Source organism: Phenylobacterium sp., from assembly GCF_004299445.1.
Taxonomy (GTDB): domain Bacteria; phylum Pseudomonadota; class Alphaproteobacteria; order Caulobacterales; family Caulobacteraceae; genus Phenylobacterium.
The window spans coordinates 31,677-54,611 of the sequence record NZ_SCTC01000077.1 but is presented as its reverse complement, the minus strand read 5'-3'; the positions used below and the strand labels follow the sequence as shown (position 1 = coordinate 54,611).

The window sequence follows — 22,935 nt, the reverse complement described above, 5'->3', positions numbered from 1 at the left end:
TCAGATCCCCGGATCGAAGCCGCGTTCCAGCCACTCGAAGATCTGCTCGGCCGCCTGTTCGGCGGTGAGCGCGGTGGTGTCGATGCGGATCTCGGGGTTCTCCGGGGCCTCGTAGGGGCTGTCGATCCCGGTGAAGTTCTTGAGATCCCCGGCGCGGGCCTTCTTGTAGAGGCCCTTGACGTCGCGCGCCTCGGCCTCGGCCAGGGGGGTGTCGACGAACACCTCCACGAACTCGCCTTCGCCCATCAGCTCGCGCGCCATCTGCCGCTCGGCCCGGAACGGGCTGATAAAGCTGACCAGAACGATCAGGCCGGCGTCGACCATCAGCTTTGACACCTCGGCCACCCGGCGGATGTTCTCCACCCGGTCGGCGTCGGTGAAGCCCAGGTCCTTGTTCAGGCCATGGCGGACATTGTCGCCGTCCAGCGCATAGGTGTGGCGGCCCTCGGCGTGCAGCCGCTTTTCCAGGAGGTTCGCGATCGTCGACTTGCCCGAGCCCGAAAGGCCGGTGAACCACACCACGCGGGCCACCTGGCCCTTCGCGAACGAGCGCGTCTGCTTGTCCACGTCCATCGCCTGCCAGTGGATGTTCTGGCTGCGGCGCAGCGCGAAGTGCAGCATCCCGGCGCCGACCGTGCGGTTGGTGATCCGGTCGATGAGGATGAAGCCGCCCAGGTCCTTGTTGTCGGCGTAGGCGTCGAAGGCGATGGGGGCCGCGAGCGAGAGGTTGCAGACCCCGATCTCGTTCAGCTCGAGCTTCTTGGCCGCCAGCTTCTCCAGCGTGTTGACGTTGACCTTGTACTTGGGCTCGTGGACCTGGGCCTGGACGGTGCGCGCGCCCACCTTCAGCAGGTAGGGGCGGCCGGGCAGCAGGCTCTCGTCGTCGAACCAGACGATCGTGGCCTCGAACTGGTCGGCCACCTCGGGCGGCCGGCCGGCCAGGGCCAGGACGTCGCCCCGGCTGATGTCGATCTCGTCCTTCAGCGTCAGGGTCACGGACTGGCCGGCGACGGCCTCGTCCAGGTCGCGGTTGAAGGTGACGATCCGTTCGACGGTGCTCTCGCGGCCGGACGGCAGCGCCTTCACCTTGTCGCCCGGCCGGATCACGCCTGACGCGATCAGACCCGAGAAGCCGCGGAAGTCCAGGTTCGGCCGGTTCACCCACTGGACGGGCATCCGGAACGGCTTGCCCTGCAGGTCGTCCTCGACCGGCGCGTTCTCGAGCCAGCGCATCAGCGCCGGGCCGGTGTACCAGGGCGCCTTGTCGGACGGCTCGGTGATGTTGTCGCCCTTCAGCGCCGACATCGGGATGGCCGTGAAATCCTTGATCCCGATCTGGGCGGCGAAGTCGTGGTACTCGGCCACGATCGTGTCGAAGGTCTCCTGGCTCCAGCCCACCAGGTCCATCTTGTTGACCGCCAAGACCACGTGACGGATGCCCAGCAGGCTGACGAGATAGCTGTGGCGGCGCGTCTGGGTGAGCACGCCCTTGCGCGCGTCGATGAGGATGATCGCCGCGTCGGCCGTCGAGGCGCCCGTGACCATGTTGCGCGTGTACTGCTCGTGGCCGGGCGTGTCGGCGACGATGAACTTGCGCTTGTCGGTCGAGAAGAACCGGTAGGCGACGTCGATCGTGATGCCCTGCTCGCGCTCGGCGGCGAGGCCATCGACCAGAAGCGCGAAGTCGATATCGCCCCCTTGCGTGCCCACCTTCTTGGAGTCGGCTTCGAGGGCGGCCAGCTGGTCCTCGAAGATCATCTTCGAATCGTAGAGCAGGCGGCCGATCAGGGTGGACTTGCCGTCGTCCACCGAGCCGCAGGTGAGGAAGCGCAGCAGGCTCTTGGTCTCGTGGGCCTTGAGGTAGGCCTCGATGTCTTCAGCGATGAGGGCGGACTGGTGCGACATCAGAAGTAGCCCTCCTGCTTTTTCTTCTCCATCGACGCCGACTGGTCGTGATCGATTACCCGGCCCTGGCGCTCGGACGTCGTCGCCAGCAGCATCTCCTGGATGATCTCGGGCAGGGTGGCGGCGGTGCTCTCGACGGCGCCGGTGAGCGGGTAGCAGCCCTGGGTCCGGAAGCGGATCGACTTCATCATCGGGACTTCGCCCGGCCGCAGGCGCATGCGGTCGTCATCGACCATGATCAGGACGCCGTCGCGCTCCACCACCGGCCGGACGCCGGCGAAGTAGAGCGGCACGATGGGGATGTCCTCCAGGTAGATGTATTGCCAGATGTCGAGCTCGGTCCAGTTGGAGATCGGGAAGGCGCGGAGGCTCTCACCCTTGGCCTTGCGGGTATTGTAGAGCCGCCAGAGTTCGGGGCGCTGGTTCTTGGGATCCCAGCGATGTTCGGAGGTGCGGAAGCTGAGGATCCGCTCCTTGGCGCGGGACTTCTCTTCGTCGCGCCGGCCCCCGCCGAAGGCCGCATCGAAGCCGTACTTGTCGAGCGCCTGCTTCAGTCCCTCGGTCTTCCACATGTCGGTGTGGACGCTGCCATGGTCGAAAGGGTTGATGCCCTTGGCCTTGGCTTCGGGGTTCTGGTGGATGAGCAGTTCCATGCCGCTCTCGCGGGCCATCCGTTCGCGCATCTCGTACATGGCCCGGAACTTCCAGGTCGTATCGATGTGGAGCAGCGGGAAGGGCGGCTTGGACGGATAGAAGGCCTTCTGCGCCAGGCGCAGCATCACCGCCGAGTCCTTGCCGATGGAGTAGAGCATCACCGGGCGCTCGCACTCGGCCACGACCTCGCGGAAGATCTGGATGCTCTCGGCTTCGAGCCGCTGCAGGTGGGTCAGGGTCTTGGGGGACAACAAGGCCGGCTCTTTGGCGGATGTTCGGGGAAGGACGCTGACGTCCATGGGACGGACCCTACACAATGCTGATGAAACCCGCTCGCGGATGCGTGCGGGGTCGGCCCGGGCGATGAGTTAGCGGTCGGCTTCTGGGGGCGCAAGGCGAGCCGACCCCAGGATTTCTCGACGGGCGTCCAGCCCCTCTGGCCGGCGCCGACTCTCTGCAACAAGGCGTCAGGCCTGCAATGCAATGCCGCTTTGAATAGGCCGCCACGGCGTGGCACAAGCAAGCGACGGAAGCGCATACCCGTCTTTCGAGCCGGAACACCGGCCGGAGGCGGATCAGGTTGGGGGCTATCGGTATGAGTGAGCAGGCAGCGACGGCGCCGAAACAGGCGTCCGCGGGCTACAGCTGGTTCGTCGTCTGGTTCCTGGCGCTCATCTACACCCTGAATTTCCTCGATCGGCAGATCGTCTCGATCCTGGGCAAGCAGATCTCGGCGGATCTCAACCTGTCGAAAACCGAGTTCGGCCTCCTGGGCGGCACGTCTTTCGCGCTGCTGTACACGACCTGCGGCATCGGCGTGGCGTACCTGGCCGACCGGGTCAGCCGCAAATGGATCATCGGCGTGGCCTGCGCGATCTGGAGCGTGTTCACCGCGCTCTGTGGCACGGCGCAGAACTTCACGCAGATCCTGCTCTACCGGATGGGCGTCGGCTTCGGCGAGGCGGGCGGTTCGCCGCCCTCGTATTCGCTGATCTCGGACTATTTTCCGGCGGCGAAACGCGGCACGGCGCTGGCGATCTATTCGTTGGGCGTGCCCGTGGGCTCGATGCTGGGCGCGTTCTTCGGCGGCAAGCTGGCCCTGGAGTACGGATGGCGGACGGCCTTCGTGATCATCGGCCTGCCGGGCATCATCCTGGGCATTCTGATGCTGATCGTGGTGCGCGAACCCAAGCGGGGCGGCCTGGACGCCTTCGTGGATGGGGCGACCGAGCATCCGCCGGCGCCGCCGATCCTCAAGGCCATCGCGGCCTTCTTCGCCAACCGAACGCTGGTGCTCACCGCGGTCTCAAGCGCCATGTCGGCCTTCGTGGGCTATGCCGGCCTGGTCTGGAACCCGCAGTTCCTCGAGACGACCAAGGGCATGGCCGCAGCCGACGTCGCCACCTACTACGCGCTGGCCCTGGGCGTGACCGGCATCGTTGGCACGGTCGTGTCGGGTTGGCTTGTCGACCGGTTGGGCCACAAGGACCGTCGCTGGTTCGCCTGGGTTCCGGCCATCGCGTTCACGCTCTCGATCCCGTTCTGGTTCGGCATGCTCTGGGCGCCGACCTGGCAGATCGCGATGCTGTTCCTGCTGGGCCCGATGCTGATGAACCAGGCCTATCTGGCGCCGGCCCTGACGGTGGCCCAGAACGCCGTGCCGCCGGCGCAGCGCACCATGACCGGGGCGATCCTGCTGTTCGTCCTCAACCTCGTGGGTCTGGGCGTAGGCCCCGTCTACGTGGGCTGGATCGCTGACCGGATGGAGCCCGCTCACGGCGACCAGGCGCTGGTCTACGGCTATGCCGGCGTGATCCCGTTCGTGCTGCTGACGGTGGTCGCTCACCTTGCGGCGTCGTACTCGATCGCCCGGGACAAGCGCCTGGCGGCTGCCCTCTAAGGCCGTCCGAAAACCGCCATCGCGCCACGATCCGTGTCCGAAAACCGCGAGACTATCGGCGGCTGAAGCCTCATTCTTCGAGGCATGGACATGGATTTCGAAGCCTGCCGGCGCGCCTTCCAGACCCGCGATGCGCGGTTCGACGGGCGCATCTTCGGCGCCGTGAAGACGACCGGCATCTACTGCCGGCCGATCTGTCCCGCGCGCACGCCTAAGCCGCAGAACATGACGTTCTACCCGACGGCGGCCGCGGCGCAGGAGGCGGGCTATCGCCCCTGCCTGCGCTGCCGCCCCGAGGCCTCGCCCGATCTGGGCGCCTGGCGGGGCACTTCGAACACCGTCTCTCGGGCGCTGGCCCTGATCGAGGCCGGGGCGATGGACAGCGGCGACGTGGACGCCCTGGCCTCGCGACTGGGGGTCGGTGAGCGCCAGCTGCGACGGCTGTTCCGCCAGCATCTGGGCGCCTCGCCGGTTTCGGTGGCGCAGACCCGCCGGGTGCTGTTGGCCAAGCAGCTCATCCAGGAAACCCGCCTGCCGATGGGCGAGGTGGCGCTGGCGTCCGGCTTCGGCAGCGTGCGGCGCTTCAACGAGACCTTCCAGCAGCTGTTCGGCCGCCCGCCCGGCGAGCTGCGCCGCTCGCGCCAGGCCGAGATCCCGGCCGCTGACGGCATCACGGTGCGGCTGCCCTACAAGCCGCCCTACGACTGGGAGGCGATCATCCGCTTCCTGGCTGATCGGGCGATTCCCGGAGTCGAGCTCGTCGAACCTGGGCGCTATGCCCGGACGCTGTCGGTGGACGGCGCCACCGGCGTGGTGATCGTCACGCCCCGCAAGGACGGGGCGCTCTCGGCCGAAATCCGCTTCCCGAAGATGAACGCCCTGCCGGCGGTGATCGCGCGCATCCGCCGCGTCTTCGACCTCTCGGCGGATCCGATACTGATTGGGGCGCATCTGTCGCAGGACCCGGCGCTGGCCCCGCTGGTCGCGGCCCGGCCGGGTCTGCGGGCGCCGGGCGCCTGGGACGGCTTCGAGTTGGCGGTCCGGGCGATCCTGGGCCAGCAGATCACCGTCACAGCCGCCCGCAACCTCGCGGCCAAGCTGGTGGAGCGCTACGGCGAGCCGATCGAGGACCGCGCCGCGGCAGACCTGGGCCTGACCCGCGTGTTCCCGACGCCCGAGCGCCTGGTGGGCGAAGACATCGCCGCCCTGGGCATGCCCCGGGCCCGCGGCGCGGCCCTGGAGGGCCTGGCTCGGACGGTCGCCGCCGATCGCAGCATCTTCACCCCGCGCGGCGACCTGCGAAGCGCCATCGATGCTCTGAAGGCCCTGCCGGGCGTGGGCGAGTGGACGGCGCAGTACATCGCGCTGCGCGAACTGCGCGAACCCGACGCGTTCCCGCAGGCCGATATCGGCCTGATGCGGGCGATGGCCGACCAGAACGGGGTGCGCCCCACGGCCGATCAGCTGCTCGCCCGCAGCGCCGCCTGGACGCCCTGGCGCGCCTACGCCGCCCAGCATCTCTGGGCGCACGATCCTGGCCTGGCGCCGGCGGGCGCCGAGACGACCCCATCCAAGAAGGACAAGCCCGATGACCGCCAAGCTGCCTGAAACCCTGACGCTGGATCGCACGCCGACCCCGATCGGCACGGCCCTCGTCGTCACCGACGAAGCCGGCGTCCTGCGGGCCTTCAACTGGACGGATTACGAGCCCGCGATGCTGAAGTGGATCGGCCGCCGCTATCCCAAGGCGAAGCTGGTCGAGGGGCAGGGGCCGCTACGCGCGAAGTTCGACGCCTACTTCGCCGGCCAGACCGACGCCTTCGACGACATCGCCTGGGACGGCGCGGGCACAGCGTTTCAGCGAACCGTCTGGAAGACCCTTTGTTCGATCCCTGCCGGAGAAACCTGGACTTACGCCCAGCTGGCCGAGCGCATCGGTCGCCCGACGGCGGTGCGCGCCGTAGGCCTCGCCAACGGGTCAAACCCTGTCGCGCTGGTGGTTCCGTGCCACCGGGTAATCGGGTCGAACGGCTCGCTCACCGGCTACGGCGGAGGCCTGCACCGCAAACGCTGGCTGTTGGAGCATGAAGGCGCGCGGGCCCGCGCCGCGGCTTAACGGTTGCGCACAGGGCCGGCGGTCAGCGCCGTCGGCCGTTGTCCTGATCATTGGGGTCGGGCGCGTCCTGCGACAGTTCGTCGTCAGGGCGCTTCGCCCAGGGCTGCCAGGCGAACAGCCAGACGGCGATCATGGTCACAAACAGGATGAGGAGAGAGTACTGCTCCATGCCTCGTGCATGCGGCTGCTCCCGTGGGGAGTCAAGGTCTGCGCCTCGGCCAATACGGCATTTCAAGTATATCCAGTCTCTATGTGCCTTGGTTAATGAGGTAATATCATAAGGTTAAGTTAACCACCCAGATTAATCCGATCGGAACCGGCGTTCCACATTCTCACGACCGTTGGTGGGGTGACGACATTCGACGCACCTAAGTTGTCGAGCGCACCCGGGTCGTGAGAATTTGGAGATACGGGTGGCTACTATTATCGTCAAAGATACGACCGGCCTGACGACCGCGCTGAAGAGCGCCCAGGCCGGCGACATCATCAAGCTGGCGGCCGGCGACTACTCATCCTTCTCGCTCAACGGCGTCAAGTTCGGCGGCGCAGGCGTCACCATCACGTCGCTGGATCCGGCGAAAGAGGCCAGCCTCAACGGCTTCGAACTGCGTGGCTGCGAGGGCCTCAATTTCCAGGCGCTCGAGCTGAAAGTCGCGCAAACCCAGGTCAATCCTTACCAGGTGATCGAGTCCTCGCGGATCGTGCTCAACAACGTGAACGTCCACGGCTCGCTGGACGGTGACGCCCAGAACGACGGCGGCGGCATTCTGATCCGTCTCAGCAGCGACGTCACGGTGACGAACTCGGAATTCCACCAGCTGGAGTACGGCATCGCCCACGTCGACTCCAAGGCCGTCACCATCAACGCCAACAAGTTCACCGAAATCCAGGAAGACGGCGTTCGCGGCGGCGGCACCTCGAACATCAAGGTCACCAACAACACCTTCTCGAACTTCGACCCGGTCGACGGCGATCATCCGGACGCGATCCAGTTCTGGACCAAGGGCACGCTGGCCCAGGCGAGCGACATCACGGTGAGCGGCAACCTGATCCTGCGTGGCGAGGGCGCCGCGACCCAGGGCATCTTCTTCCGCGACCAGGTCGGCACCATGCCGTTCAAGAACGTGCTGGTTCAGGACAACATGATCGTGGGCACGATGGCCAACGGTGTGATGGTCAACGGCGGCGACGGCGTGAAGATCCTGAACAACACCGTGGTCGCTCTGCCGGGTCAGACCGCCGGCATCGGCCTCACGAAGGCTACGAACATCCAGCTGACCGGCAATCAGTCGAGCCAGTATTCGTTCGACAGCACGGTCACCAACATGAGCAACACCAGCACCACGCTGGGCGCCGTGACCGACGGCGGGGCGGCGCTGGTAAAGGCCTACCTCGCCGTGCACCCCCAGCTCCTTGCGCTTTCGACGACCACCGAGCTCCAGAGCCTTATTTCGAAGTCCCTGGCCGTGATCGAGGCGACCCGCATCCAGTCGGCGATCGTCACGGGCACGGCGGGCAACGACCAGTTGAAGACGTTGGCGGACCGCAATACCCGCGTTGAAGGCGGCGACGGCAACGACCTGCTGGACAGCGTGGGCGTGGGCCACAACACGCTCGTCGGCGGCGCCGGCGACGACACCTATCGTCTGACTTCGCTGAACGACGTGGTCGTCGAAGGCGCAAATGGCGGCAACGACCAGGTGATCTCGTCGGTGAACGTCACGTTGTCCGAGAACATCGAGAAACTCTCGATGATCGGTGATGCGCGGGTCGGTGTCGGCAACGCGCTGGGCAACAGCATCGGTGGCTCGATCGGCGGCGACACCATCTCCGGGATGGGCGGCGACGACAACATCCAGAGCAACGATGGCGACGACCGCGTCTTTGGCGGCGAAGGCGCCGACTCGGTCTTCGGCGGCAACGGAAACGACACGATCGCCGGCGAGGCCGGCAACGACCGCCTGCGCGGCGACGCCGGCAACGACTCGCTGTCGGGCGGGGCGGGGAACGACGTCCTTGACGGCAGCCTCGGCCAGGACGTGATGGCCGGCGGCCTCGGCGCCGACCAGTTCACCTACAACAACATCGAGGCCTCGGGCGAAGTCATCTTCGACTTCAACCGCGCCGAAGGCGACAAGGTGATCCTGACGGCGCTGGATGCGAACACGGTGATGGACGGCAACCAGGCGTTCGCCTTCATCGGCACGGCGGCCTTCTCGAAGGTGGCGGGCCAGCTCCGGTACGAGGTCTCGGGCGCCGACTCCTACGTGATGGGCGACCTGAACGGCGACGGCGTGGCGGACTTCCGGCTCCTGATGAAAAACGTCACGAGCTTCCAGGCGAGCGACTTCATGCTCTGACCGGTCCCCTTCGGGGTCGAGCGCGGCGCGGCGTCCCCCAGGGGCGCCGCGCTTTGCATTTTCGGCGCCTTCACGAACATGACGAAGATTTCACGATGCCTCGCTCGCGTCGCGGCAGGCTGCAGCGTATAGCGACCGCAGGTGGAATCGTCGGGGAAGGGCCCATGGCGTCGTTGACGGAAATGGTGGCCGCTGTGGTCGTGCATTCCTCGGCCGCCGCCTTCTCGCATTTCGGCGTCACCCTGGAGCCGCCGCGCGTCGAGCGCCCGGCCGTTCCAGTCGACCAGCGCATTGTGGCTCGCACGCCCCGCAAGGCCCCGGATCGCATTGAGCGGACCTCGAACTGTCCGGAAGACGCCAGGGCCCGGATCGTCCGCGCCTGATCGGCGCGTTGGTCGCTCAGCGCGACATTCCGCCCAAGAACACGCGAATCGAGCGCGCGCCTGTTTGCGTGCGCCGCTCGCCCGGCTAGGTTCTAGCGGGGACTTCGGGGGCCGGGCGGGGCTGGATGCGCCGGTCCCTCGGACGGGAAGGAATGGGCGTAATGAAGTTCTCGAAGCGGCCGCAACCGATGGACTTCGGGCGCCCCGTCGAGGACGCGCCTAACAACGACGATCATGACCCCCCCATGCTGGACGCCGAGTCCGTGGGCTTTCGCCGGATCGACCCAGCGGCCGAACGGTCGCCAGCTCTGCGCGCCCATCGCGCCGAGCTCGAGCCTGCGGCGGATGACGCCCACGCCCATGTCCTCGAGTACGAGGAGACCCCGCCGGCCGGCTGGCCGATCTGGCTGACCGCTGCGGCCGTGGCGGTTCTGTGGGCGGCCGCGCCGATCGCGTTCGCGGTGGGCTACCGCGCCAACATCGCTCCGCTGCAGTATGACCCCTTCGCATTGGGCGTGTTCGCGCTGCTGTCGATCGGTCCCGCCGTCTTCGTCCTGCTGGCCGCCTACATGATCCGCCAGGCTCAGAAACTGGCGTTCGAAGCCCGCCGCGGCCGCGCCATGGCCGAGGATATGCTGTCGCCCGCTCTCGTAGCCGCCGCGCGCGCCGGCGATGTGACCCAGGCCGTCAGGGACGAGATCGCGCGGGCCGGCGCCGCGGCGGAGGAGGCGCGCGAGACGCTGCTGGCGATGCGCGACGCCCTGGCCTTCGAGACCGACAAACTGACCGGGGCGACCGCCCAGACCGTGCGCACGGCCGGCGAACTTGCCGGCACGCTGGGCCGCGAGCGCTCGGAAATGAGCGTCCTGGCCCAGACCCTGGACGCGCAGGCGACGAAGGTCGCCGACGCCATCACGCTTCAGGCCCGCATGGTCGCCGACGCTACCGGAGTCGCCGAAGCCCAGATCCGGGAGGCCGAAGCCGCGCTTTCGGCTCGCGCCGCCGACCTTGCCGCCGCCGCCGGCGAAGCCAGCAGCGCCGCGCGCACGGCCGGTGAGGATCTGACCCGGCACATCGCCCGTCTGGAAAACGCCGGAACGGGCGTGGCCGAGCAGGTGCGGGCCGTCGAGGCGGGCTTGTCCGAGCAGCGTTCGGCGCTGGTCGCGCTCAGCCAGTCGCTCAGGACCGATCAGGATGTCTTCGCCGGCGAGGCCGAGGCGCACGCCGCCAAGCTGGCCGCCTTCATCGACGAGGCGCGCACGTCGGCGGCCGAGATGGGCGAGCGCGCTTCGGCGGGCGGCGAGCAGCTGCGACGCCTGATGAGCGATGCGGCCCTGCAGTTCCGGGACCTGGCCGAGACCGCCAAGGCCGAGCGCGAGGAGTTCGGGCAGTCGACGCTGCAGTCGCTCGAAGCGGTCTCGGCCGCGGCGGCCGAACAGCGGGCCCAACTCGACGCGCAGACCCGCTCGGCGATCACGGCGCTGGCGAAGGCCGCCGAAGAGACCCGCGAGGCCGCCGCCCGCCACGCCGCGGCCGCGCGCGAGCAGGTCGATCACCTGTCCGAGGCCGCCTTCGGCGCCGGTCAGAAGGCCAACCAGGTGTTCGAGGCCCGTCTTGAGGAAGCCCGCGCGCTGATCGAGGAATCCTCGAAGCTGGTCGAGACCGCCGGGCAGAACACGGCGCGCAAGCTCGAGCAGGGGGCCGCCTCGGCCCGCGCCGCCATGGACGAACTGGCCGCCATGCTCTCGGACCTGGAGGCGCGGGCGAGGGAACTGCCTGCCGCCGCCGCGGGCCAGGCCGACCAGGTGCGGGCCATCGTCGCCGACGGCATGGACGAACTGATGGCGCAGGCGCGGCGTACGGCCCAGGAGGCCGAAGCGATCGACGCGGCCTTCCAGGAGCGGGTCCGACGCAATTTCCAGATGCTGTCGGAGGCGGTCCGGATCATGGGCGTCGCGGCCGCCGCGCCGCCGCCTCCGATCGCGCCGCTGGCCGTCGCGCCGCCGCCGCCCGCCGCGTCGGCGCCGCCCCCCAAGCCCCGCCGCGCCGCCGAGCCTGAGGCTGTCTTGCCCGTCGAAGAGCCCGGCGACCTGGCCGACCGTATCGGCCTGCGCAACCGCATCCGCTTTACGCCGACCGCCACGGACCGCGAGTTTTCCGCCGTCTTCGAGACGGCTGCAGGCGCGCCGCCCCCCGCCGCGCCGCCCGAGGGGGACGACGGGGAGGAGGCTGCGGGCGAGCCGTGGACCTGGAAAGACCTCCTGGCGTCGCTGGACGGTTCCGACACTGACGGCGAGCGCCTGGAGGAGACCCTGGCGGGCGAACTGGCCCAGATGGGTGTCGATCCGGTCAGGCTGCTGCCGCCGGGGCGCGTCGAGGAGATCGCCGCGGCCCTCCAGACCGGCGACCTGGACGGGGCGAGGGAGGTTGTCCGCAAGCTTGCGCCCGCCGCCACCCGGCGGATCGCCCGGCGGCTGTTCACCGACGAGGACATCCGCCGCCGCACCGAGATCTTCGTCCGTCGTTTCCGCACGCTGACCGACGACGCCGCGGCGCGCGATCCAGGAGGCCTGGCCCTGGCCAGCCTGCTGGAGGCCGAGGGCGGGCGAACCTTCCTGCTTCTGGATGCGGCGGCCGGCGACACCGTCTAGGGGAACCCGAGCCGCCCGCAGCGGCGTTGAGGCGACATGGACACTCAAACTGAGCGCGCCCACATCGCGTGGCGCCGGGCCGAACGGATCCGCAAACTCTCCGACCGGCTGATCGGCGTGGGCCCGTGGGGCCTGGGCATAGACGGCGTGCTGGCGTGGGTTCCGGTGGCCGGGACCGTGTACTCGGTCGGCGCGGCCGGCATCCTGCTGCATGAGGCGTTCCAGGCTGGCGCCTCGCGAGCCACGCTCCTGCGGATGGCCGCCTATCTCGGCGCCGACAGCCTCAGTTCCGGCGTGCCGATCGTGGGCTGGGTGGTCGATACGGTCTTCACCGGGCATGCCTTCGCCGCGCGCGCCCTGCAAAAGGACATCGAGCGCCGGCATGGAAAGCCCGCGGTCGAGGCGCCGATGGCGCAAGGGACGCCTCAGACGCCGCCAGGCGGGATTGTCGGATAGCTCAGCAACGGCCTGTAAACGCCTCGTCTGCATGGATTCTCCATGCCGAGACGGTTGACGGCGGCGGAAGTCCCCCACAGGAAGGCCAGCATGAAGATCCTGATTACCGGCGGCGCCGGCTTCATCGGCTCGGCCGTTGTGCGGCGCGCCATCGCAGACGGCCACCAGGTGGTGAATCTCGATGCGCTGACCTACTCGGCCAACCTGGAGAACGTGGCCGGCGTGGCCGACGATCCGGGGTATGCGTTCGAGCATGTCGACATTTGCGACCGCGCCAGGGTGGAGGCGGTTTTCGCGCGCCACCAGCCTGACGCGGTGATGCATCTGGCGGCCGAGAGCCACAACGACCGCGCCATCGAGGGGCCCCTGGACTTCGTGAAGTCCAACATCCTGGGCACGGCGATCCTGCTGGAAGCCGCCCGGGACTACTGGGGCAAGCTGGAACCCGCAAAGAAGGCCGCTTTCCGCTTCCACCACATCTCGACCGACGAGGTGTTCGGGGCCCTGGGCGAGGACGGCGACTTCACCGAGGAGACGCCCTACGACCCGCGTTCGCCCTATTCGGCGTCAAAGGCCTCGTCCGACCACCTCGTGCGGGCCTGGGGCCACACCTACAAGTTCCCGGTGGTCATCACGAACTGCTCGAACAATTACGGGCCCTACCAGTTCCCCGAGAAGCTGATCCCGACGGTGATCACGCGCGCGATGGAGGGGAAGGAAATCCCTGTCTACGGCGACGGCCGGCAGGTGCGCGACTGGCTGCATGTGGACGATCACGCCGAGGCGCTGCTGCTGGTGCTGCAGAAGGGTCTCCTGGGCGAGACCTATTGCATCGGCGGCGACGCCACGAAGCGGAACCTCGAGGTGGTGAAGATCATCTGCGCCCACCTCGACAAGATGGCGCCGGCCAACACGCCGCATGCCGACAAGATCAAGTTCGTCACCGACCGTCCCGGCCACGACTTCCGCTATTCCATCGATGCTTCCAAGCTCGAGCGCGAACTGGGGTGGAAGGCGCGGATGCCGCTGGATGCGGGTCTTGAGGACACCGTGCGCTGGTACGTCGACAACTACGCCTGGGTCGAGGGCATCCGGACCCGCGGCTTCCATTCCGACCGTCTGGGGCTGGTGAAAGCGTGAGAAAGGGCATCGTCCTCGCCGGCGGGGCCGGCACCCGGCTGCACCCGTTGACCATTGCGGTCTCGAAGCAACTTCTGCCGGTCTACGACAAGCCGATGATCTACTACCCGCTGTCGGTGCTGTTCCTGGCGGGCGTGCGCGAGATCCTGATCATCACCACCGCCGAGGACCAGGCGGGCTTCAAGCGCCTGCTGGGCGACGGCTCGCGGTTCGGCGCGCGTTTCGAGTATGTGATCCAGCCCACGCCGGGCGGCCTGGCCGAGGCCTATCTGCTGGGCGAGGACTTCGTCGGCGGCGAGCCCAGCGTGCTGATCCTCGGCGACAATATCTTCTTCGGGCAGAACTTCGTGCAGATGCTGAAGTCGGCCGACGCCCGCCAGGAGGGCGCGACGGTCTTCGGCTATCCGGTGCACGACCCCGAACGCTATGGCGTGGTCGAGCTGTCGCCCGACAACAAGGCGCTCTCCATCGAGGAGAAGCCCGCCAAGCCGAAGTCGAACTACGCCGTGACCGGCCTCTACTTCTACGACGGGCGCGCCAGCGAGATGTCGAAGACTCTGGAGCGCTCGGCGCGCGGCGAGCTCGAGATCACGGCGCTGAACGACCTCTATCTCCAGCGGGGCGAACTGCACGTCGAGCTGCTGGGACGCGGTTTCGCCTGGGAGGACGCCGGCACGCACGACAGCCTGATCCAGGCCGGCGAGCTGATCCGCACCTACGAGCAGCGCCAGGGCCTGCGGATCGGCTGTCTCGAGGAGATTGCCTTCGAGAACGGCTGGATCAGCCGCGACGAGCTGATGAAGCAGGGCGATGCTCAGGGAAAGAGCGAGTACGGCCGCTATCTTCGCGACCTTGCCGATCGAGGGGCTTAACACCGGAGGTGGACGCTATCGGCGGTACTCGCCAGGATCGGCGGAGACTGTTAGGCATCTACTCTGGAAAATTCGGCGGCAAGGCCGACCGGCGGCGACGTCGGCATCCGCGCCGGTCTGAGTTTCGTAAGGAATTTCGCATCATCTACCCGCCGAGGCCGCAGAGCGCGGCGCGGTTCTAGGGAGGGGCCCTTGAAGATCAGAGCACTTGTTATTGTGGCCGCTGTCAGCGCCGGGCTCAGCTTGTCCGGCTGCGATCAGGTCAAGAAGCTCATGGGCGGCGGAAAAGCGAGCGGCCAGGTCGTCGCCACCGTCGACGGCGAAGAGATCACCAGCCTGCAGCTCCGGACCGAGCTGGGCAACTTCGGGTCGCGCGACCCGGAGGTGATGAAGGCCGCCCAGCAGCAGGCGCTGCAGCGCATCATCATGCGCAAGCTGATCGCGAAGAAGGCCCGCGAGGAGAAGCTGGACAAGGGCACAGACTACACGCTGCAGGTCGAGCGCGGCCAGGAAGCCCTGCTGGCTCAGCTGTATCAGCGCAAGCTGGCCTCGAAGGCCGCCCAGCCGACCAAGGCCGAGGCCGAAGCCTATGTGGCGGCCAATCCCGCGCGCTTCTTCCAGCGCAAGGTGCTCTTCGTCGACCAGGTGATCGCCGCGCCGAACAAGATCTCGCCGGAACGCCTGCGGCCGCTGCAGACCCTCGACCAGGTCAAAGCGCTGCTCGACTCGGAAGGCGTCCAGTACCAGACCAACGCGGTGGTGCTCGACACGCTGTCGGCCGACCCCCGGCTGGTTCAGGGCATCGCCAACCTGCCGCCGGGCGAGATCTTCGTGATCCCGCAGGGCGGCGCGATCCTGTTCAACAACGTGAGCGCGTCTCGCTCGGTGCCGTTCACGGGCGACATGGCCACGGCCTATGCGATGAACGCGCTGCGGCAACAGAAGGCCGGCGAGGTGGTGACGAAGCAGATCACCGACATGCGCAAGGCCGCCGAATCGAAGATCGTCTACAACCCGGCGTTCAAGCCGCCGCCTGAAAAGAAGGCGGCGCCAGCAGCCAAGGCGCCTGCGGCTCCCGCCGCTTCCGCCCCTGCGGCGGCCCCGGCTGAACCCGCCGCGAAATAGATCGCGGCGTCATCGGGTCACGAAAAAGGGCCGGCGCTCAGCGCCGGCCCTTCTGTTTTGTGGAGGGCCGGCGTCCGAGGACGTCGACCGACTGTGCCTACGAAGCGGTCGCCGCGCGGGGCGCCGTGGCCTCGCGATTGAGATTGCGCTGGGCCCAGATCATCCAGATCAGGGTCGGCAGGCCTTCCTCGACGAAGGCGTAGCGTGCGCCGCTCTCGCCGCCGGCCATGGGCTTCAGAAGATTCTCGCTCAGCAGCACCTCGATGGCGTCCTGCGCCTTGCGGGCCGAGATGGTGTTGACCGTCTCAACGTCGTGCGCATCGAAGACGCCGTCGGCGGAAAGCGAGGCGCGCGAGGTCATGGCCAGCACGTCCTGGCGGCCCTGATCGAACAGGCGGCGCACATGCTGCTGCGCCGGCGTGGCGATCCGACCCTGGAACTCCTGGATCGTGCGATCCACAGCGCTGGCGACGTCGGCCGGCGTCACCGTGCTGCGACCGGCGTCCAGCGCCGCATGGCCGGCGTGGTGGCAGATCAGGTTGGCGATATAGGGCGAGCCCCGGGCCACTTCGACCACGAAGGCGCTGGCCTGGCTGTCGAACTTGAGGTCGGCTTCGCGCTCGCCGTTGGCGACGATTTCCAGGACCTCGGACTCGGACATCTTGGGGACGCGCAGGGCGAAGATGTTGCGTCGGATCGACGGGATGTGCTCGACCAGTTCGGTCAGGTCGGCGGCGACGCCGGCCAGCACCAGCTGCACCCGGCCCAGGCGGTCGGAGAGATTCTTGATCACCTCGGCCACGTCCCGGCGGAACGCGCTGGATTCGGCGCGGTCGAACTCGTCAAGGATGATCAGCACGCGGGTGCCCGTGAGGCGCGCGGAAAGATCGCCGAACTTGCGCGGCGTCAGCGGCTCGTTGGGGAGCAGGTCGGCCAGCGACGCGCCCTTTTCGGCCTCGGAGCCCGTGGGCGAGAAACCCGAGTGGAACAGCAGGGGGATCTCGGCGGCTGCCGCGCGGAAGGTCTCGTCGAAGTTCGAGTTTGCGCCGCACGACGTATAGACGACGATATAGCGCGCCTCGGTCGCGGCCTGCGTGAGGATGTGCAGGAGCGAGGTCTTGCCGATGCCGCGCTCGCCGTAGAGCACGACGTGCAGGCGCTGGTCCTCGATCGAGCGGATGATCGTCTTGAGCACGTCGTCACGCCCCGCAAACAGGCGGCGGTCGGCGACCGGCTGCGAGGGCGTGAAGGCGTGGCGCAGCTTGGCCCGCACGGCGGAGAACCGATCGGCGCTGCGGCCGCTCATCTGATCGCTGGCGGTTGTATTGAATCGGGGCAGCGTGCCGCTTTCGGGCGCGCGGCGATGCGCCTCGCGGACCAGCGGCTTCACGACGGCCGTCGGGGCCGCCTGCTGGCGCGGCGCCTTCGCTGCTGCGGGCGGCTTTCGCTTGAACGGGTTCCAGCCGGCCAACTCGTGCTCCATCGTCGGTTCGTCAGGTGTCATACAGACGCGTACGCGCGCGTTCCGCACTTGGACGCGCAGGGTGCACGCCTTCTACCTTCTGTTTGCTTAACCACCCCCTGAAGTCGATTCTAGGGCGCCCCGACATCTTTTCATGCCGCGGTGCGGCAAAGGTTCTGGCTCCCGTTAACCGCGAGTGCTATGTGTTGGCCCGGAGTTTGCAGCGCCATGGTGGTCGCTCGGATTTCGTTGCAGCTATGGGTCGCCAGACGGCCCGGCCAGCGAAATTTCAGGCGAGAGGCAAGGCTTACTCGCCCCTAAGGGGAACCCGGATGACAGGCTATTTCCGGACCTCTAGGGTGAATCGCAAGTTAAATAGGGGTGCACAAATGAACGTGTTTTCTAAGGCTCTGGCGGTCGCTGCGGCCACTGCCACTCTCGCGACGGCCGGTTCGGCCAGCGCGGCCGTCTACATCTCGTTCGACGGCGTGACCGACGCCTTCGTCGATCTCGACGACGGCCTGATCAATCAGGGCTTTGGCTCGCTGGGTGGCTTCGCCTCCGTGCTCGTCCAAGGCAACGCCGACACCGTCGGTCAAGGTATCCTGCACACGACCTCGGTCGACGTGACGGCCGCCAGCACCGCCGCCAACCTGACCGTCTGGGTTACGCGGACGGGCCTGACCAGTGACTACAAGGCCTTCTGGTCTTCGACCAACAACAACAACGCCAACGGCCTGACCTCGAAGATCGAGCAGTTCTTCGGTGGGGCGAACCAGAAGTACGGCGGCACGTCGCTGGGTTCGGTCACCAAGGTCGGCCTCGGCCAGAACGGCATCGATGGTGTCTTCAACATCGGTGGCGGCGGTGTGTACTCCTGGACCCAGAAGTACACGATCACGGCGAACTCCGGCGCCGCTCAGCGTTCGGCTTCGGCGACCGCTCAAGCCGTTGCGGTTCCGGAACCCGGCACCTGGGCTCTGATGATCATGGGCTTCGGCGCTGCCGGTGCGATGATCCGTCGTCGCCGCGCGGTTTTCGCCTAAGCGACAACCAAGCCTGAATTGCGGAGGCCGCCGACCCTCGGGTCGGCGGCCTTTTGCGTTTTCGCGTCCTGATTTGTAACAGGCGCGCCTTGGAGCGCGTGGGGGGCGGGCCCTCGCGCGGCACCGCCTTCTGTGGCGGCGCTTTGCATTTTGGTGAGGTCCGGTAGATACCCTGCCAGGGTTGCGTGCGGACCCGAGCGGCGGTCTGCATGTCCGCGATTCAAGAGGCGGCGAATCTCGAGATGTTCTGGCTTACGGTCGGCAGGATCCTCTGGGCGCGATGGCTCATCATCGCGATCGTGACCCTGGGCGCCCTGGCCGGCGGAGCCGGGGTGGTGGCTACGGCCGATCGCCAGTACGACGCGACGGCCCGCGTGCTCTTGAACATCTACAAGCCAGACCCGATCACCGGCGCCGTCATCGGTCGCAGGCAGATCGACCCCTACCTCGAATCGCAGCTCGCGTTCATCCGTGAGCCCCAGGTCGTCGCGCCGGCTGTCGAGGCGGTGGGGTGGCTGGACGATCCGGAAATTCTGAACGCCTACGCGTCGCGGCCGGCCGGTGACACGCGGCCGCTTATTCTCTGGTTGGCGCAGACCGTCGCCGCGGCTCTCGACACGTCGCTGGTGGAAGGCAGCAACATCATCGAAATCCGCTATCGCGGGGCGTCGCCGGAGCTGGCAGCCCTGGTGGCCGGCGCGGTGCGGGACGCCTACATCGCGGGCAGCATCGCCGAGCGGCGGAACTCCTCGGAGAGCGACGCGACGGCTCAGGCCGAGCGAGCGGAGCGCCTGCGAGCCGAACTCCTCGCCCTTCAGACCAGGAAGTTCGCCATGGAGCAGGCGACGGGCGTGATCCTGACGCCGAACGGGGCCGACTTGGACAGCGAACGCCTGATGGCGCTGGCGCAGCCGCCGTCGCGCGCGTCCATGATGAACAACCTCCCGGTCATCGCAACGCCTGCAACCCTGCGCGGTCAGCTGGCGGTGCTCGATTCCGAGCTGAACCAGGCCAGCCAGACTCTGGGGCCCAATCACCCGCGGATCGTGGAGATGCGCCGGATGCGGGCGCAGCTGGCGACGCGTGCGGATGCGGAGGACCGCGAGGCAGGCGGTGTCGCCGCGGTGGTCACCGCGAACGAACGCTCGAAGGCCGCGGCCTTCAACGCCCAGCGCGAGCGGGTTCTGAGCCAGCGCCAGGACGCGCTGCGTCTGCGTCTCCTCCAGGATCAGATCAACCTGAAGGCCAAGGCTTTGGAGGCGTCGCTGAAGCAGGTCGCCTACCTGCGCCAGCTGACGACCACGACGGAGAGCGGTCTGACGTCGATGGGCGATGTGAAGAACGTTCCCGGCGTCGCATTTCCGAACACCGCCCTGATCCTGGGCGGGACGGGGGGGCTTGGCTTCGTTGCGGGCGTGATCGCGGCGTTGCTGACAGAGATGTTCAACCTGCGTGTCCGCACGCTGGGTGGTCTGCGCACCGCCGCGCCGATCCCGGTGCTGGGTTCGATCCCGGCGCTTCGCGACCCGCCCGTGAAACGCCAGCGACGCCGGATTCGCCTGCGCAAGCTCAAGCCCGCCGCGGCGTGATGGACCGCACCGAGCCTTCCGACGCGTCCGCCCCGGAGAGCCTGCTGACGCGAATCGCGAAGCTGGGCGTCGACTCGCGCGCCGCCTCGCTGCTGCAAGGCTCGGCCGCAGCCGTTCAGCAGCACGCCATCAGCGGTCGCCGGGGTCTGGCCGTCTGCGCGGCGGCCAAAGGCGCCGGTGTGAGCTTCGTGACCGCCGGCCTTGCGTTGACCGTCGCTCAGAGCGGGCTTCGCACGCTGGTCATCGACGCGAACCTGCGGGCGCCGGCGCTGGCCGACATGATCCCCCCGCCGTCCACGCCGTCGCATGGGCTCCTGCAGTACCTTCGAGGTGAACTCGACGACCCGAGCGCGCTGGTGCAGGCCGACGTCGAATACAATCTGTCGGCGATCTACGCCGGCGGTGCGGGCGAAGACGTCCAGGACCTCTTCGACACCGAACGGTTCGAGCAGGTGATGCAGTATGCGCTGCGCACCTATGACCTGACCCTGATCGACACGCCGCCGGCCAACCGCTGCGCCGAGACGAGGCGGATCGCAGCGGTGGCGGGGTATGCCGTCCTGGTGGCGCGGCGTGACGTGACCATGGCTGACGACCTCGGGACGCTGATCAAGGATCTTCGCCTCGACCGGACAGAAGTCATCGGATCGATCTTCAACGAGGGCTGAGCCCTCAGCTGGCGGGGGGACCGCGTTCGTTGCGCAGGCCGGCGGCCCAGCCCGAGAGTCCGTAGTTGAACTGGGTCCACGCGCCGCGCCGTCCGTAGCGCATGAAGAGCTGCCCCAGCGCGGCCATCGCGGCCACGGGCAGGCGGCCCGGGAAGAGGTCGCGGGTCAGCAGCATGCGGTTGCGTTCGTCCAGGTAGATCGGCAGGCGCGGGCGGCTCTTCAGTCCGGCGTTGGAGCCGGTGGTGGCGCCGTGCGCGTGCTTGACCCGGGCGCCCGGCGCGAAGCCCAGCCGCATGCCGTGGCGCGCGGCCCGCAGGAACCACTCGCTCTCTTCGGCATACAGGAAATAGTCCTCGCGCATGGGGCCGACGGTCTCGAGGAACCGGCGGCCGACCAGCATCGAGGCCCCGTTCAGGAAGGACTGGGCCCGCTCTACGGCGCCGCCGTCCACCGGCGCCTCCAGCCGTGAGCCGTTGCCGATGGACTCGGCCCGGGCCAGCCAGGCGCGCCAGCGGCCCCCGTGCGACTGCACCTCCCCGGTCTCGCGATAGAGCGTGCAACCGACGGCGTCGACATCGCCGACGTTCAGCCGCGCGACCATGGCGCCCAGCGCGTCCGGATCAGGTTGGGTGTCGGGATTGAGGACCCACCATGCGTCGGCGTCGGGCGTGCTCCTGAGACAGACGTTGACCCCGCCAGCAAAGCCCAGATTTCCGCCGGCCTGGTGCGTCGTGACGGTCTGGCCGCCGGCCAGCCTGGTCGGTACGGCCGCAACCAGCCGCCGGAACGCGTCGTCTCCGCCGTTCTCGCAGATGAAGACCGAGAAATCGGCGTAGGTCCCGGCCTCGAGCGCGCGCAGGCACGCGGCGATGTCGTCCGCATTGCGGTAGCCGACGATCGAGATCGAGACGTGCAACGGCGCGGGTCCGCTCAGAACTTCACGCTGCCGAGCGTGGACGTGTCGTCCAGGTTCCGGTGGCGGGTGTACTGGGCCAGAAGGTGCATCAGCGACTGGTGCACGTCTTCGACGACGCCGTAGTTCTCGGCCTGAACGTGCAGGCTGACATCTGCGACCTTGGCGGACTCACCGCCGCCGAAGCCCGTGAAGGCCAGCGTTTTCAGGCCCTTCTCCTTCGCCAACTTCAGCGCCTTGACGATGTTGGGCGACGACCCGGACGAGCTGATGGCGATCAGCAGGTCGCCGGGCTGGCCCAGCGAGTCCAGCTGGTACGAGAAGACGTCGTCATAGCTGATGTCGTTGGCGATAGCGGTGATCAGCTCGACCGTGGTCGACAGGCTGCACACCTTGGGCCGGATCGAAGTGCCAGCGCGGATGCCTTTCAGGCAGTCGCAGGCCAGGTGGTTGGCGATCGCGGCCGACCCACCGTTGCCGCAGGAGTAGATCGTGCCACCGCGGGCGATCACGTCGCCCACGAGCTCGCCGGCGCGCTTCAGGGCGTCCTGGTCGAGGGTGGCCGCCGCGTGGCTGTACTGCTCGAAATAGGCCGCCGCGTAGGCGCCGGCGCCGTCGAACAGGCGGTCGGGGAAGAAGGTCATGCGCAGCCCCTTTCAGATGTTCGTCGCGGCCTGGCCGCTCCGGACAACGTCACTGATAGAACACGATGCTGGTGCCCATGTTCTCGAACCCGAAGTCCACATGACGCAGGTGCGAGAGTGCAGCCTTGATGTCGGCGTGGCGCTCTTTTGGCGCAGAGAACACCATGAAGCCCCCGCCGCCGGCCCCCAGCAGCTTGCCGCCACGGGCGCCTGCCTTGCGGGCGGCGTCGTAGTAGTCGTCGATGTCGCCGCTGGAGATGGCGGCGGTCAGCCCCTTCTTCAGCATCCAGTTCTCGTGGAGGATCTCGCCCAGCGCGTCGGTGTTCCCGCGGGAGATCTCATCGCGCAGCACGTCGACCAGCTCGGTCATCCGCACCAGCGCTTGCTTCTTGGCCTTGTCGGCCGCCACCGCGTCGGACTGCTGCTGCAACACGCCCGAGGCCGAGCGGACAATGCCCGTGTAGAACATGAGCATCTCGGACTCGATGGTGTCGGTCACGCCCGCCGGCGCGATCACCGGCTCCACGGTCACGGTCTCGTCCGGATAGAACTTGATGATGTTGAGGCCGCCGGCGGCGGCGGCGTACTGGTCCTGCTTGCCGATCGGCTCGCCGCATAGGTCGATCTCGACCTCGCAGGCCTCGCGGCCCAGGTCCAGCTTGGGCCGGTACTGGCCCAGGTAGGCGTACAGGGCGTGCAACAGGCCCACGGTGAAGGAACTGGACGAGCCCAATCCGCTGCCGCGCGAGGGGATGTCGGCCACCGAGGTGATCTCGACCCCGCCATCGACGCCCAGCTTGCCCAGGGTGGCCTTGACGATCCGGTGCTCGATCTCGGCGACCGACAACACTTCCTCGGTCTTGGAGTAGCTGAGGCGGATACCCGGCTCGAAGCGCTTGTTGATCGTCACGTAGACGAACTTGTTGATCGAGGTGGAGAGCACCGCGCCCACGCCATCGCGATAGAAGGCCGGCAGGTCGCTGCCGCCCCCCACAAAGCTCAGCCGCAGCGGCGTCTTCGAGATGATCATCGCTCGCACCCCTCGCTGGCC

20 protein-coding genes are annotated in these 22,935 nt (G+C 67.8%); 13 read left to right on the top strand and 7 right to left on the bottom strand.

Features of this window, described 5'->3' with window-relative positions:
• Positions 1–1,905, bottom strand: a complete 1,905-nt coding sequence (gene cysN / locus EPN98_RS21210; protein ID WP_293364931.1) for a sulfate adenylyltransferase subunit CysN — start codon at positions 1,903–1,905, stop codon at positions 1–3.
• Positions 1,905–2,858, bottom strand: coding sequence for a sulfate adenylyltransferase subunit CysD (gene cysD, locus EPN98_RS21205; RefSeq protein WP_293364930.1), 954 nt, complete (start codon positions 2,856–2,858; stop codon positions 1,905–1,907). The genes cysN and cysD overlap by 1 nt, the downstream gene beginning before the upstream one ends.
• 296 nt (positions 2,859–3,154) lie before the next feature.
• Here cysD and EPN98_RS21200 point away from each other — a divergent pair, with 296 nt between their 5' ends.
• From EPN98_RS21200 to EPN98_RS21190, 3 genes are all read left to right on the top strand, one after another.
• A complete protein-coding gene (locus EPN98_RS21200; RefSeq protein WP_293364929.1) occupies positions 3,155–4,459 on the top strand; it encodes an MFS transporter in 1,305 nt (434 codons plus the stop codon).
• Between the two features lie 90 nt (positions 4,460–4,549).
• Complete coding sequence (locus tag EPN98_RS21195; RefSeq protein WP_293364928.1) at positions 4,550–6,067, top strand: AlkA N-terminal domain-containing protein; 1,518 nt, start codon at positions 4,550–4,552, stop codon at positions 6,065–6,067.
• On the top strand, positions 6,048–6,575 hold the full coding sequence (locus tag EPN98_RS21190; protein WP_293364927.1) for a methylated-DNA--[protein]-cysteine S-methyltransferase: 528 nt from the start codon (positions 6,048–6,050) through the stop codon (positions 6,573–6,575). Before EPN98_RS21195 ends, EPN98_RS21190 begins: the two co-directional genes overlap by 20 nt.
• A gap of 22 nt (positions 6,576–6,597) precedes the next feature.
• Here the strand turns inward: EPN98_RS21190 and EPN98_RS21185 are convergent, their stop codons facing one another.
• Positions 6,598–6,744 carry a hypothetical protein gene (locus tag EPN98_RS21185; protein ID WP_293364926.1) on the bottom strand — a complete coding sequence of 49 codons (147 nt, stop codon included), beginning with the start codon at positions 6,742–6,744 and terminating at the stop codon, positions 6,598–6,600.
• Positions 6,745–6,988: 244 nt separating this feature from the next.
• Here EPN98_RS21185 and EPN98_RS21180 point away from each other — a divergent pair, with 244 nt between their 5' ends.
• The 7 genes from EPN98_RS21180 to EPN98_RS21150 all read left to right on the top strand — a co-directional run bounded on the left by EPN98_RS21180 (position 6,989) and on the right by EPN98_RS21150 (position 15,562).
• Positions 6,989–8,935 (top strand): right-handed parallel beta-helix repeat-containing protein, encoded by a 1,947-nt coding sequence (locus EPN98_RS21180; RefSeq protein ID WP_293364925.1) that lies wholly within the window; start codon positions 6,989–6,991, stop codon positions 8,933–8,935.
• A 164-nt stretch (positions 8,936–9,099) separates the two neighbouring features.
• Positions 9,100–9,318 carry a hypothetical protein gene (locus EPN98_RS21175; RefSeq protein ID WP_293364924.1) on the top strand — a complete coding sequence of 73 codons (219 nt, stop codon included), beginning with the start codon at positions 9,100–9,102 and terminating at the stop codon, positions 9,316–9,318.
• Between the two features lie 161 nt (positions 9,319–9,479).
• Positions 9,480–11,969 carry a polar localization protein TipN gene (locus tag EPN98_RS21170; RefSeq protein ID WP_293364923.1) on the top strand — a complete coding sequence of 830 codons (2,490 nt, stop codon included), beginning with the start codon at positions 9,480–9,482 and terminating at the stop codon, positions 11,967–11,969.
• Positions 11,970–12,005: 36 nt separating this feature from the next.
• Positions 12,006–12,425: a DUF4112 domain-containing protein gene (locus EPN98_RS21165; protein WP_366558509.1), complete on the top strand. Its 420-nt coding sequence runs from the start codon at positions 12,006–12,008 to the stop codon at positions 12,423–12,425.
• Between the two features lie 90 nt (positions 12,426–12,515).
• Positions 12,516–13,565: a dTDP-glucose 4,6-dehydratase gene (gene rfbB / locus EPN98_RS21160; RefSeq protein ID WP_293364922.1), complete on the top strand. Its 1,050-nt coding sequence runs from the start codon at positions 12,516–12,518 to the stop codon at positions 13,563–13,565.
• Positions 13,562–14,437 carry a glucose-1-phosphate thymidylyltransferase RfbA gene (rfbA, locus tag EPN98_RS21155; protein ID WP_293364921.1) on the top strand — a complete coding sequence of 292 codons (876 nt, stop codon included), beginning with the start codon at positions 13,562–13,564 and terminating at the stop codon, positions 14,435–14,437. Before rfbB ends, rfbA begins: the two co-directional genes overlap by 4 nt.
• 192 nt (positions 14,438–14,629) lie before the next feature.
• Positions 14,630–15,562, top strand: coding sequence for a hypothetical protein (locus EPN98_RS21150; protein WP_293364920.1), 933 nt, complete (start codon positions 14,630–14,632; stop codon positions 15,560–15,562).
• A gap of 97 nt (positions 15,563–15,659) precedes the next feature.
• Here the strand turns inward: EPN98_RS21150 and EPN98_RS21145 are convergent, their stop codons facing one another.
• Positions 15,660–17,066 carry an ATP-binding protein gene (locus EPN98_RS21145; protein ID WP_293364919.1) on the bottom strand — a complete coding sequence of 469 codons (1,407 nt, stop codon included), beginning with the start codon at positions 17,064–17,066 and terminating at the stop codon, positions 15,660–15,662.
• 347 nt (positions 17,067–17,413) lie between these two features.
• Between EPN98_RS21145 and EPN98_RS21140 the strand changes: the two genes are divergently transcribed.
• The 3 genes from EPN98_RS21140 (at position 17,414) to EPN98_RS21130 (ending at position 20,327) form a co-directional block, all read left to right on the top strand.
• Positions 17,414–18,070: a PEPxxWA-CTERM sorting domain-containing protein gene (locus tag EPN98_RS21140; RefSeq protein ID WP_293364918.1), complete on the top strand. Its 657-nt coding sequence runs from the start codon at positions 17,414–17,416 to the stop codon at positions 18,068–18,070.
• 209 nt (positions 18,071–18,279) lie between these two features.
• On the top strand, positions 18,280–19,659 hold the full coding sequence (locus EPN98_RS21135) for a Wzz/FepE/Etk N-terminal domain-containing protein (protein ID WP_293364917.1): 1,380 nt from the start codon (positions 18,280–18,282) through the stop codon (positions 19,657–19,659).
• The gene (locus EPN98_RS21130; RefSeq protein ID WP_293364916.1) at positions 19,659–20,327 is read left to right on the top strand and encodes a CpsD/CapB family tyrosine-protein kinase; all 669 of its coding nucleotides are present in this window, start codon (positions 19,659–19,661) and stop codon (positions 20,325–20,327) included. The genes EPN98_RS21135 and EPN98_RS21130 overlap by 1 nt, the downstream gene beginning before the upstream one ends.
• A 4-nt stretch (positions 20,328–20,331) precedes the next feature.
• Here the strand turns inward: EPN98_RS21130 and EPN98_RS21125 are convergent, their stop codons facing one another.
• The 3 genes from EPN98_RS21125 to EPN98_RS21115 are packed head-to-tail and all read right to left on the bottom strand — an operon-like array spanning position 20,332 to position 22,914.
• Complete coding sequence (locus EPN98_RS21125; protein ID WP_293364915.1) at positions 20,332–21,243, bottom strand: glycosyltransferase family 2 protein; 912 nt, start codon at positions 21,241–21,243, stop codon at positions 20,332–20,334.
• A gap of 14 nt (positions 21,244–21,257) precedes the next feature.
• Complete coding sequence (locus EPN98_RS21120) at positions 21,258–21,884, bottom strand: SIS domain-containing protein (protein ID WP_293364914.1); 627 nt, start codon at positions 21,882–21,884, stop codon at positions 21,258–21,260.
• 49 nt (positions 21,885–21,933) lie between these two features.
• Positions 21,934–22,914 carry a kinase gene (locus EPN98_RS21115; RefSeq protein WP_293364913.1) on the bottom strand — a complete coding sequence of 327 codons (981 nt, stop codon included), beginning with the start codon at positions 22,912–22,914 and terminating at the stop codon, positions 21,934–21,936.
• Positions 22,915–22,935: the final 21 nt, after the last annotated feature.

Excerpts from the sequence above, each read along its gene's own strand:
- cysN (WP_293364931.1), bottom strand. The coding sequence starts at position 1,905 with ATGTCGCACCAGTCCGCCCTCATCGCTGAAGACATCGAGGCCTACCTC.
- EPN98_RS21195 (WP_293364928.1), top strand. The coding sequence starts at position 4,550 with ATGGATTTCGAAGCCTGCCGGCGCGCCTTCCAGACCCGCGATGCGCGG.
- EPN98_RS21185 (WP_293364926.1), bottom strand. The coding sequence starts at position 6,744 with ATGGAGCAGTACTCTCTCCTCATCCTGTTTGTGACCATGATCGCCGTC.
- EPN98_RS21140 (WP_293364918.1), top strand. The coding sequence starts at position 17,414 with ATGAACGTGTTTTCTAAGGCTCTGGCGGTCGCTGCGGCCACTGCCACT.
- EPN98_RS21135 (WP_293364917.1), top strand. The coding sequence starts at position 18,280 with ATGTCCGCGATTCAAGAGGCGGCGAATCTCGAGATGTTCTGGCTTACG.
- EPN98_RS21175 (WP_293364924.1), top strand. The coding sequence starts at position 9,100 with ATGGCGTCGTTGACGGAAATGGTGGCCGCTGTGGTCGTGCATTCCTCG.
- EPN98_RS21115 (WP_293364913.1), bottom strand. The coding sequence starts at position 22,914 with ATGATCATCTCGAAGACGCCGCTGCGGCTGAGCTTTGTGGGGGGCGGC.
- EPN98_RS21120 (WP_293364914.1), bottom strand. The coding sequence starts at position 21,884 with ATGACCTTCTTCCCCGACCGCCTGTTCGACGGCGCCGGCGCCTACGCG.
- EPN98_RS21145 (WP_293364919.1), bottom strand. The coding sequence starts at position 17,066 with ATGACACCTGACGAACCGACGATGGAGCACGAGTTGGCCGGCTGGAAC.
- EPN98_RS21170 (WP_293364923.1), top strand. The coding sequence starts at position 9,480 with ATGAAGTTCTCGAAGCGGCCGCAACCGATGGACTTCGGGCGCCCCGTC.
- cysD (WP_293364930.1), bottom strand. The coding sequence starts at position 2,858 with ATGGACGTCAGCGTCCTTCCCCGAACATCCGCCAAAGAGCCGGCCTTG.
- EPN98_RS21130 (WP_293364916.1), top strand. The coding sequence starts at position 19,659 with ATGGACCGCACCGAGCCTTCCGACGCGTCCGCCCCGGAGAGCCTGCTG.
- rfbB (WP_293364922.1), top strand. The coding sequence starts at position 12,516 with ATGAAGATCCTGATTACCGGCGGCGCCGGCTTCATCGGCTCGGCCGTT.
- EPN98_RS21190 (WP_293364927.1), top strand. The coding sequence starts at position 6,048 with ATGACCGCCAAGCTGCCTGAAACCCTGACGCTGGATCGCACGCCGACC.
- EPN98_RS21200 (WP_293364929.1), top strand. The coding sequence starts at position 3,155 with ATGAGTGAGCAGGCAGCGACGGCGCCGAAACAGGCGTCCGCGGGCTAC.
- EPN98_RS21165 (WP_366558509.1), top strand. The coding sequence starts at position 12,006 with ATGGACACTCAAACTGAGCGCGCCCACATCGCGTGGCGCCGGGCCGAA.